This is a genomic window from Streptomyces phyllanthi, from assembly GCF_009377205.1.
GTDB classification, from domain to species: domain Bacteria; phylum Actinomycetota; class Actinomycetes; order Streptomycetales; family Streptomycetaceae; genus Streptomyces; species Streptomyces phyllanthi.
Genome location: NZ_VJZE01000382.1, coordinates 1 through 9,241 on the forward strand (window position 1 = coordinate 1; position 9,241 = coordinate 9,241).

Genomic DNA, 9,241 nt, shown 5'->3' on the forward strand with positions numbered 1-9,241 from the left:
GCCCCCGGCCCGTCCACCGGCGGCGGTACGGCGACACCGTCACCGGACGGGCCCGCCGAGCTGAGCGTGGGCGCGCCCGAGCGGGAGCCCACGGACGAGCGGTGGTGCGAGAAGGTGACCGTGGAGTTCCACAACACGGGCGGCACCGCGGTGCGCTCCGGCACGGTGACCTTCGGGACGCAGGTCATCGGCCCGCTCGGGATCGAGTGGGCCACCGTCGAGTCCACCGAGGAACTCCCGGCGCCCATCGACGCCGGCGAGCGGCGCGAGGAGACCTGGACGGTGTGCGTCGAGGAGTGGCGCGTACCGCTGGGCATGCACATCGAGACGCGGGACGTCTCGGTGGAGTGGGAGTGACTCCCGACGTGACTACTTCAGCGCGAGCCAGGCGACGGCGGCGACGATCGCCACGGCCGCGATGACGCCGACGATCACGCCGATGCGGGGCCCGGAGGACGCGGGCGCCTGACGGCGGCTCTGGGGACCACCCTCGTCGACGAAGGCGCGGAACATCTGGGTGCTGCCGGCGGGGTCGTGGTTGCCCTGGGGGCCCTGGGTGTTTGCCATGGCCCAGGACCCTAGCGAATGCGGGAGGGGCCGCCCAAGCGTGGGGGCCCCGTTCGCTTTTACCAACCTTTTGGTCCCGAGAGCCCGGTTTTCGTTTGCCTGTAGCAACCAATCAATTTTATGGTTGCTCTAAGCAACAAATACGGAGGCGTGATGGCCGAGAAGGCGCAGTACGAGGAGCTGGCCCGCTCGCTCAGCGCCATCGGGGCCGTCCGGCGGGACATGGCACGGATCCTGCCGCCGGACTGCCCCGCCGGTTCGGCGGGCGTGCTGACGCTGCTCGGACGCCACGGCGACATGCGGATGAGCAGGCTCGCGGAGCTGCTGGCCGTGGACATGTCGGTGACGAGCCGCCATGTCGCCCATGTGGCCGGGCGCGGCTGGATCGAGCGGCTCCCCGACCCCGGCGACAAGCGCTCGCGCCTCCTGCGTCTGACCCCGGAGGGCCGGGACCGGCTCGACGACCTCTACGAGCGCACCACCCGGCTGCTCGCCCACCGGTTGGACGACTGGTCCGACGACGAGGTCGGGCTGCTGGTCCGGCTCATGACCCGGCTGCGCGAGAGCTTCGGCGACCGCCGGGCCGGGCCGCGGGTGCCGCCGATCGCGTCCGCCGCGGAGGAGACCACCCGTACACCCGCTTGAACAGCACGAAGAGAAGGAAGCCCATGGCAACGACCACACCAGCCGGTGTGCGGGCCCACGCCGAGCACGGGGGCGGGGCCTCCGGCGGCGCTCCGATGACGCACCGGCAGATCCTGGAAGCGCTGACCGGGCTGCTGCTGGGCATGTTCGTCGCGATCCTGTCGTCGACGATCGTGTCCAACGCGCTGCCCGACATCATCAGCGACCTCGGCGGAGGGCAGAACGCCTACACCTGGGTCGTGACCGCGTCCCTGCTGACGATGACCGCGTCCGTCCCGCTGTGGGGCAAGCTGGCCGACCTCGTCTCCAAGAAGCTGCTGGTGCAGGTGGCGCTGGTGATCTTCGTGGCCGGTTCGGCGGCAGCGGGCCTGTCCCGGAACCCGGGCATGCTCATCGCGTTCCGCGCCGTCCAGGGCATCGGCATGGGCGGGCTGACCGCGCTGGCCCAGATCATCATGGCGGCGATGATCGCCCCGCGTGAGCGCGGCCGGTACAGCGGCTACCTCGGCGCCACCTTCGCCACCGCGATGGTCGGCGGCCCGCTGATCGGCGGTGTCATCACCGACACGAGCTGGCTCGGCTGGCGCTGGTGCTTCTACGTGGGCGTGCCCTTCGCCGCCCTGGCCCTGATCGTGCTGCAGAAGACCCTGCACCTCCCCGTCACCCAGCGGAAGGTCAAGGTCGACTGGGCCGGCGCGTTCCTGATCACGGCCGCGGTCTGTCTGCTGCTGGTCTGGGTGACCTTCGCCGGGAACAAGTACGACTGGCTGTCCTGGCAGACGTACTCGATGGTCGGCGGCACCCTCGTGCTCTTCGCGCTCTTCTGCCTCGTGGAGACGAAGGCGAGCGAGCCGATCATCCCGCTCAGGCTGTTCCGCAACCGCACCATCACGCTGGCCTCGATCGCCGCCCTGTTCGTCGGTATCGCGATGTACGCGGGCGTGATCTTCTTCAGCCAGTACTTCCAGCTGGCCCGCAACGAGTCGCCCACCATGTCCGGCGTGCTGACCATCCCGATGATCGGGGGCCTCGCCCTCGCCTCGACCGTCTCCGGCCAGTTCATCTCCCGGACCGGGCGGTGGAAGGGCTGGCTGCTGGCCGGCGGAGTGCTGCTGACCGCGGGCCTCGGTCTGCTGGGCACGATGCGGTACGACACCCCGTACTGGCGCGTCGCGGTCTTCATGGCGCTGCTGGGTCTCGGCGTCGGCATGATGATGCAGAACCTGGTGCTGTGCACACAGAACCAGGTGGCCCCCGGCGACCTGGGCGCCGCCAGCTCCACGGTGAACTTCTTCCGCTCGCTCGGCAGCACGGTCGGTATCTCCGCCCTGGGCGCGGTGCTGACCCACCGGATCACGGACTACCTCAAGGACGGGCTGGCCACGCTGGACCCGAAGTACTCGGCCGGGCTCTCCGGTTCCCACACCTCCGACAGCATCCCGGACATGGACGCGCTGCCCGGTCCGCTGCGCGCGGTCGTGGAGGGCGCCTACGGGCACGGCATCGCGGACGTGTTCCTCTACACCGCGCCGGTCGCGCTGCTCGCCCTTCTCTTCTCCCTGTTCATCAAGGAGGTCCCGCTGCGGACGAAGGGCGCCCTGGCCCAGGCCGCGGCCGCCGCCGAGTCGCAGCAGCCGTCGGCCGGTTCGCCGACCACGGCGACCGTCTCCGAGGGCACCCGGGAGCAGACGGTGGCCGACCCGGCACCCTCCACCGGCGGTACCCCGGTCCGCGGCCATGTCCGCGGCGCCGAGGGCACCCCCGTACCGCGGGCCGCCGTGACCCTCATCTCCCTCGGCGGACGCCAGCTGGGCCGCGCGGTCGCTCGGGCCGACGGCGCGTACGCGGTGGACACGCCCGGCCCCGGCTCGTACGTCCTGATCGCCGCGGCCAACGGCTTCCAGCCCCAGGCGTCCACCGTCGTCGTGAACGGCGAGCCGGTGACGTACGACCTCCTCCTCAGCGGGACCAGCGGTCTGAGCGGCACGGTCCGCGAAGCCGGGACGGAACTTCCCGCCAAGGACGCGATGGTCGTCGTGACGGACGTCCGCGGAGACGTTCTGGCCACCGGAACCACCGGTCAGCAAGGTGAGTTCACCTTCGCCGACCTCGTGCCCGGCACGGTGACGGTCGCGGTGAACGCGCCGGGTCACCGGCCCCGCGCCCTCCCCGTCGAGATCGGCGGCGGCGTCACCCGGATCGAGGTCGAACTCCGCGCCGGAGCCCGCCTCCAGGGTGTCGTACGGGCCTCCGGCGGCCCCCTCGGTGACGCCCGCGTGACCCTGGTCGACGCGGCGGGCAACGTGGTCGGCACGGCCACGACCGGCACGGACGGGGCGTACGCCTTCACCGATCTGGACAGCGGCGAGTACACCGTCATCGCCACGGGCTACCCGCCGGTGGCCACGGCCCTCACGGTCACCGGCCGGGGAGTCGACGGCCACGACATCGAACTCGCCCACCCCGGCGAGTAGGTGAGCCCCGGCCCGTGGGGCGGGCGTTGGAGCGGACGCGCGCGCCACGGGCCGGCATCGACGCAAGGAGCCACCCACAACTGGGCCTGCACGGAGCCGTACTCCCCCGTGGACCCGGACCTCGCCCACCTCGGCACCGGAACGACCCCCTGGGGCGGCATCCGGACCGCCTCCCACCCGACGGCCGAACTCCCCCGCGAGGACTTAGCGAACCAGGGTCGCGGGGAACTGCGCGACCAGCCACAACAAACCCGCAGACACACCCACCCCAGGGGCGCGAGGAACCGCGCGACCAACCACAACAAACCCGCACACAAAACACCGGCCACCCAGCGGAGCGCCTAGGCTGCCGCTATGGCACCGAACATCGCGACGAACACCACCGTCTCCCTCGACGAGCTGCTCGACTTCGTACGCCCCCGCCACCGCGCGATCCTCCTCACCCGCCGCGCCGACGGCAGTCCCCAGGGTTCCCCTCTGACCTGCGGTGTCGACGACTCGGGCCGTATCGTCGTCTCGACCTACCCGGAACGCGCCAAGACCCGCAACGCCAAGCGGGACCCCCAGGTCAGCGTCATCGTGATGAGCGACGACTGGAACGGCCCCTGGGTCCAGATCGACGGCACGGCCGAGGTCATCGACTCCCCCGACTCGGTCGAGCCCCTCGTCGAGTACTTCCGCACCATCGCGGGCGAGCACCCGGACTGGGACGAGTACCGGGAAGCCATGGTCAAGCAGGGGAAGTCGATCATCCGCGTCACGCCCGCGAAGTGGGGCCCCGTGGCCACGGGCGGCTTCCCGGCGCGGCTGGCGCCGCAGGAGTAGGGGCCGGGTGACGCGATGGTGGGTGTGCGAGCGGTGGCCTCACGGCGCTGACAGACCGCCGCTGCACGTCCTCTCCACCGAGCTCACCCGAAGCGGTCCACCATCGTCTCGATCCCCGCGATCAGCGTGTCCAGGGCGAACGTGAAGTCCCGCTCCCGCATCTCCTCCACCGTGTCCCCGCCCCGCGCCTCCATCAGGTCCGCGGACTGCTGGACGAGCTCGCTGAGCTCGGGAGCCGCCGTCACGGCGCTCATCGCGTCCCGGAAGTACTCGTCCTGACTCATCCCGGCCGCCGCGCACCGCTCGACGAAGTGCCCCTCGATCGTGCCGAAGCCGTACACGAACTGGAAGACGGCCGCGATCGCCCCCGTCTGCCCGAGCGCCGGCAGTCCGGTCCGCCGGACCACCCGCTGCACGGCCATCGAGAAGTCCAGCGAGTGCGGCCCGATGTTGAGGAACGTCCCCGCGAGCGGCGACACCCACGGATGCCGGACCAGCACCTCCCGGTACTCCTTCGCGAGCGCCCGCAACTGGTCGCGCCAGTCCTCGTCCGAGTCCTCCGGGGGCAGCCGCACATCGCCGAACACCAGGTCCAGGGCCAGTTCCAGCAGGTCGTCCTTGGTGTCCACGTACCAGTACACCGACATCGCCGTCACGTTCAGCTCGGTCGCCAGCCGGCGCATGGAGAACTTGGCGAGCCCCTCGGCGTCCAGCAGCCGGACCGCCGCCGCGATGATCCGGTCCCGGTCGAGGCCGGAGGGCTGACCTCCGCGCGCCGTACCGCCGCGCCGCGCCCTGTCCTCCAGCCAGACGCTGGCCCGCGCCGGACGGCCCCCCGCCCGCTCGGCTGCCCTCACCATGGCGCACCTTCCTCGAACCGGTACTTCGCGGAGGGGCCGAAACGCGCCCCTCCCCGAGCTTAAGTGCGCAGGGACGCCTCGTGTCCGGCACGGGGCGTCACACCGACACCGCCACCTTCGAGTCTGCCCTCTCGGCCCTGCGCAGCAACGCGGCGGCGACCACACCGCCGAGCAGCACCGCGGCCGCGGCCACCAACTGGCTGGTCTCCAGTCCGGAGGAGAACGCGTCGGTGATCCGCTTCCGCTCCTCCGCCGAGCCGGCCGTGGCCAGCGCCGCCGGCAGCGAGGTCGCGGCAGCCGGGATCAGGGCGGCGAAGCGGGAGTTGAGGACGGCGCCGAGCACCGCCACACCGAGGCCGGTGCCGAACTCCGCGAGCGTGCCGTTGATGCCCGCACCCACGCCCGCCTTCTCCGGCGGGATCGCGCTCATGATGGCGTGCGCCATGGCGGGGCTGGCGAGGGCACCACCCGCGCCGATGAGCAGCAGCCCGAGGAGGGTGCCCGGGTAGCCGTGTTCCGCGAGCGTCGCGATCGACACCAGCCCGCCGGACATCAGGATCATGCCGAGCAGGATGGAGGCCGGATTGCCGAGCCTCGCCGCCCACTTCGCCGACAGACCGGAGAAGTTGAGCACCACGATGGTCAGCGCGAGCGGAGCCGTACGCAGACCGGCCTCCAGGGGTTCGTAGCCGAGGACGAACTGCAGGTGCTGGGTCAGCAGGAACAGCGCCCCGCCCATGCCGAAGGCGATCAGCACGGCACCCCCCACCGCACCCGTGAACCGCCGGTCCCGGAAGAAGTGCATGTCGAGCATCGGATACGGGATCCGGCTCTCCCAGTACGCGAACCCCGCCAGCACCACCACGGCCACCGCCGCCGTGGCCAGCACCCGGCCGGAGGTCCAGCCGTGCTCGGGCCCGGAGATGATCGCGAAGACGAGCGAAGCCATACCGATCGTGGACAGCAGCGCACCCGGCAGGTCCGGACGGTCGCCCCGCGGGTTCTTGGACTCCGGCACGAGCGCCACCACCGCGACGAGCCCCAGCACCGCGACCGGCAGGTTGATCAGGAAGATCGCGCCCCACCAGAAGTGGTCGAGCATGAAGCCGCCGACCAGCGGACCGACCGCGAACCCGAGCGCGTTGACCGCGGCCCAGATACCGATCGCCCTGGGCTGCTCCTCGGGCGTGAAGATCTGCATCGCGACCGCGAGCGTGGTGGTGAGCAGCAGCGCGCCTCCGACGCCCATGCCCGCGCGGGCGGCGATCAACTGGCCGGTGGAGTCGGCGAGTCCGGCCACCAGTGAGCCGATGCCGAACAGGGCGAGACCCGTGATCAGCATCTTCTTGCGGCCGTAGCGGTCGGCGGCGCTGCCCGCGGTGAGCAGCAGTCCGGACTGCACGAGTGAGTAGGCGTTGATCATCCACTGGATGTCGGAGGTGGCCGCGCCGAGTTCCTCGGTGAGGGACGGGATCGCCACGTTCAGCACGGTGTTGTCGAGCAGCACGGTGAGCTGCGCCAGACAGATGACGCCGAGGATGAGCCAGCGCTGGGGGTGTCCCTGCGATGCCATGGGTTTCCTTCTACGGTGTATGGGACGATTCTCGTACACCGTAGAACGCCTCTCGTACGCTGTACAGCGAATAAGAGGCGGGCCGGAAAAGGGTGGAGATCGACGGAAAAGGGCGGTGGCCGAGGCACTCGCCCCGGCCACCGCCCTTCGAGGGGACCTGTCAGCTCAGCCGCTCATCAGCTGTTCGTCGGCTGCGTCAGGTCGTAGAACGTGGCGTTGCCGACCGTGACCTCCTTGAAGTTCTCCTGGACCCAGGAGCTGATCTGCGAGGAGGTGCCGTTGCTGCTGCCCCCCATGCCGCCGCCGTTGCCGCTGGAGATGAAGTAGTGGATCTTGCCTTCCTCCACGTACTTCTTGAACTCGGCCAGCGTCGGGGACGGGTCGGTGCCGTTGAAGCCGCCGATCGCCATCACGGGTTCGCCGGTGGAGAGCTGGTAGCTCGCGGCGTTCTGGGCGCCGATGGCCGCGGCGGCCCAGGTGTAGTCGCTCGCGTTCTTCTCCAGCAGCTCCTTGGCCTCGTCGCTGACGGACGCGCCGTTGAGCAGACCGCCCATGCCGCCACCGCCACCGCCACCGCCGTCCATCCGGCCACCCTGCTGGTTCTGGGTGGTGCCGTTGCCGTTCTGCTGGCCCTGCTGGTTCTGCTGGTTCTGGCCGCCGCCCGGGAAGCCGCCGGTCGGGGGCTGACCCATCTGACCGTTCTGCCCGTTGCCGTTCTGCTGGTTCTGCTGGCCCTGCTGGTTCTGACCACCGCCCGGGAAGCCGCCGCCCCCACCGGGGCCGCCGCCCATGCCGCCACCGCCTCCGGGACCACCGCGACCGCCCGCGACAGCGGGACCCGCCGTGATGATCGAGCCGGTGTGGCCCTCGTTCAGCGTGGTGAGCGTGTACGCCGTCGGGCCGGCCAGCGCGGTGACGACGCTCAACCCCACGACACCCATGGCCAGGTGACGGCCCAGCTTGCCGACGAAGACCAGGCCCAGCGCCGCGACGAGACCGCCGACGAGCACGACCCACTTCAGCCAGGGCAGGTAGTCGGAGGAGCGGTTGAGGAGGACGTACCCCCACACCGCGGTCGCCGTCATCGCACCCGCCAGCGTCAGCGACGCCCAGATCTTGCCGCGCTCCTCCCAGAACACGGCCGCGCCCATGCCGATCAGCGGCGCGATGTAGGGGGCGAGGGCCACGGTGTAGTACTCGTGGAAGATGCCCTGCATGAAGCTGAAGATCACCATGGTGATCAGCAGCGAGCCGCCCCAGAGCAGGAACGCGGAGCGGGCCGTGTCCGTCCTCCTGGCTTTCCGGGTCATCCACAGGGCCGCCGCGAACATGATCAGCGCGGCCGGGATCAGCCAGGCGATCTGGCCGCCGATGTTGGAGCTGAACATCCGGTCCCAGCCGGTCTCGCCCCAGTTGCCGCCGCCGTTGCCGCCACCGCCGCCTCCGACGCTGCCGGTCTCGTTGCCGTTGATACGGCCGAGGCCGTTGTAGCCGAACGTCAGCTCGAGGAAGGAGTTGGTCTGCGAGCCGCCGATGTACGGGCGCGAGGACGCGGGCCACAGCTCGACGATCGCGACCCACCAGCCGCCCGAGACGACCATGGCGAGCCCGGCGAGCAGCACCTGTCCGACGCGCTTCTTCCAGGAGGCCGGCGCGAAGACCACGTACACCAGGGCGAGGACCGGCAGGATCAGGAAGGCCTGGAGGGTCTTCACCAGGAAGGCGAGACCGATCGCGACACCGGCCCAGACCAGCCACTTCGTCTGCGCCTTCTCCATGGCGCGCAGCGTGCAGTAGACCGCGGCGGCGCTCAGCAGCGCGAGGGCCGCGTCCGGGTTGTTGAAGCGGAACATCAGCGCGGCGACGGGCGTGAGCGCGAAGACCGCCATGGTGATGAAGCCGGCCGCGGCACCGAACCGGCGGCGGACAGCGGCCCACAGCACACCGGCCGTGGCGACGGCCATCAGCACCTGCGGGAACAGGATCGCGAAGGAGTTGAGCCCCAAGACCCTGACCGACAGCGCCATCGGCCACAGCGAGGCCGGGGGCTTGTCGACGGTGATGGCGTTGGCCGAGTCCAGCGAGCCGAAGAAGAACGCCTTCCAGGACTGGCTGCCGGCCTGAACGGCCGCGGAGTAGAAGGAGTTGGCGTACCCGGAGGCCGTGAGGTTCCAGGTGTAGAGGCCGCCGATCAGCAGCAGCGCGAGGAGGAACGCGGGACGCGTCCAGTGGTGGTCCTCGGGCCTGCCTCTCCACAGGCGGCGCACGAAGGGCTGCTTGGGGTCGCCGCCCTCGGG

The 9,241-nt window shown here is 70.7% G+C and carries 7 protein-coding genes and 1 pseudogene; 4 read left to right on the forward strand and 4 right to left on the reverse strand.

Annotated features, from left to right (window positions below; all coding sequences use genetic code 11):
* A pseudogene (locus FNH04_RS35025) lies at positions 1-357 on the forward strand (hypothetical protein); the annotation flags it as partial.
* Between the two features lie 12 nt (positions 358-369).
* Here FNH04_RS35025 and FNH04_RS35030 read toward each other — a convergent pair.
* Positions 370-567: a hypothetical protein gene (locus tag FNH04_RS35030; RefSeq protein WP_152789882.1), complete on the reverse strand. Its 198-nt coding sequence runs from the start codon at positions 565-567 to the stop codon at positions 370-372.
* A 153-nt stretch (positions 568-720) separates the two neighbouring features.
* Between FNH04_RS35030 and FNH04_RS35035 the strand changes: the two genes are divergently transcribed.
* From FNH04_RS35035 to FNH04_RS35045, 3 genes are all read left to right on the forward strand, one after another.
* Positions 721-1,212 (forward strand): MarR family winged helix-turn-helix transcriptional regulator, encoded by a 492-nt coding sequence (locus FNH04_RS35035; RefSeq protein WP_152789883.1) that lies wholly within the window; start codon positions 721-723, stop codon positions 1,210-1,212.
* Between the two features lie 23 nt (positions 1,213-1,235).
* Positions 1,236-3,686, forward strand: coding sequence for an MFS transporter (locus FNH04_RS35040; protein WP_152789884.1), 2,451 nt, complete (start codon positions 1,236-1,238; stop codon positions 3,684-3,686).
* A gap of 354 nt (positions 3,687-4,040) precedes the next feature.
* A complete protein-coding gene (locus FNH04_RS35045) occupies positions 4,041-4,511 on the forward strand; it encodes a PPOX class F420-dependent oxidoreductase (RefSeq protein ID WP_152789885.1) in 471 nt (156 codons plus the stop codon).
* An 83-nt stretch (positions 4,512-4,594) separates the two neighbouring features.
* Here FNH04_RS35045 and FNH04_RS35050 read toward each other — a convergent pair whose 3' ends face one another.
* The 3 genes from FNH04_RS35050 to FNH04_RS35060 all read right to left on the reverse strand — a co-directional run.
* Complete coding sequence (locus FNH04_RS35050) at positions 4,595-5,371, reverse strand: TetR/AcrR family transcriptional regulator (protein WP_152789886.1); 777 nt, start codon at positions 5,369-5,371, stop codon at positions 4,595-4,597.
* A 97-nt stretch (positions 5,372-5,468) separates the two neighbouring features.
* A complete protein-coding gene (locus tag FNH04_RS35055; RefSeq protein WP_152789887.1) occupies positions 5,469-6,944 on the reverse strand; it encodes an MFS transporter in 1,476 nt (491 codons plus the stop codon).
* A 176-nt stretch (positions 6,945-7,120) separates the two neighbouring features.
* Positions 7,121-9,241 (reverse strand): ArnT family glycosyltransferase (locus tag FNH04_RS35060; RefSeq protein WP_152789888.1); only part of this gene is annotated, 2,121 nt, incomplete at its 5' end.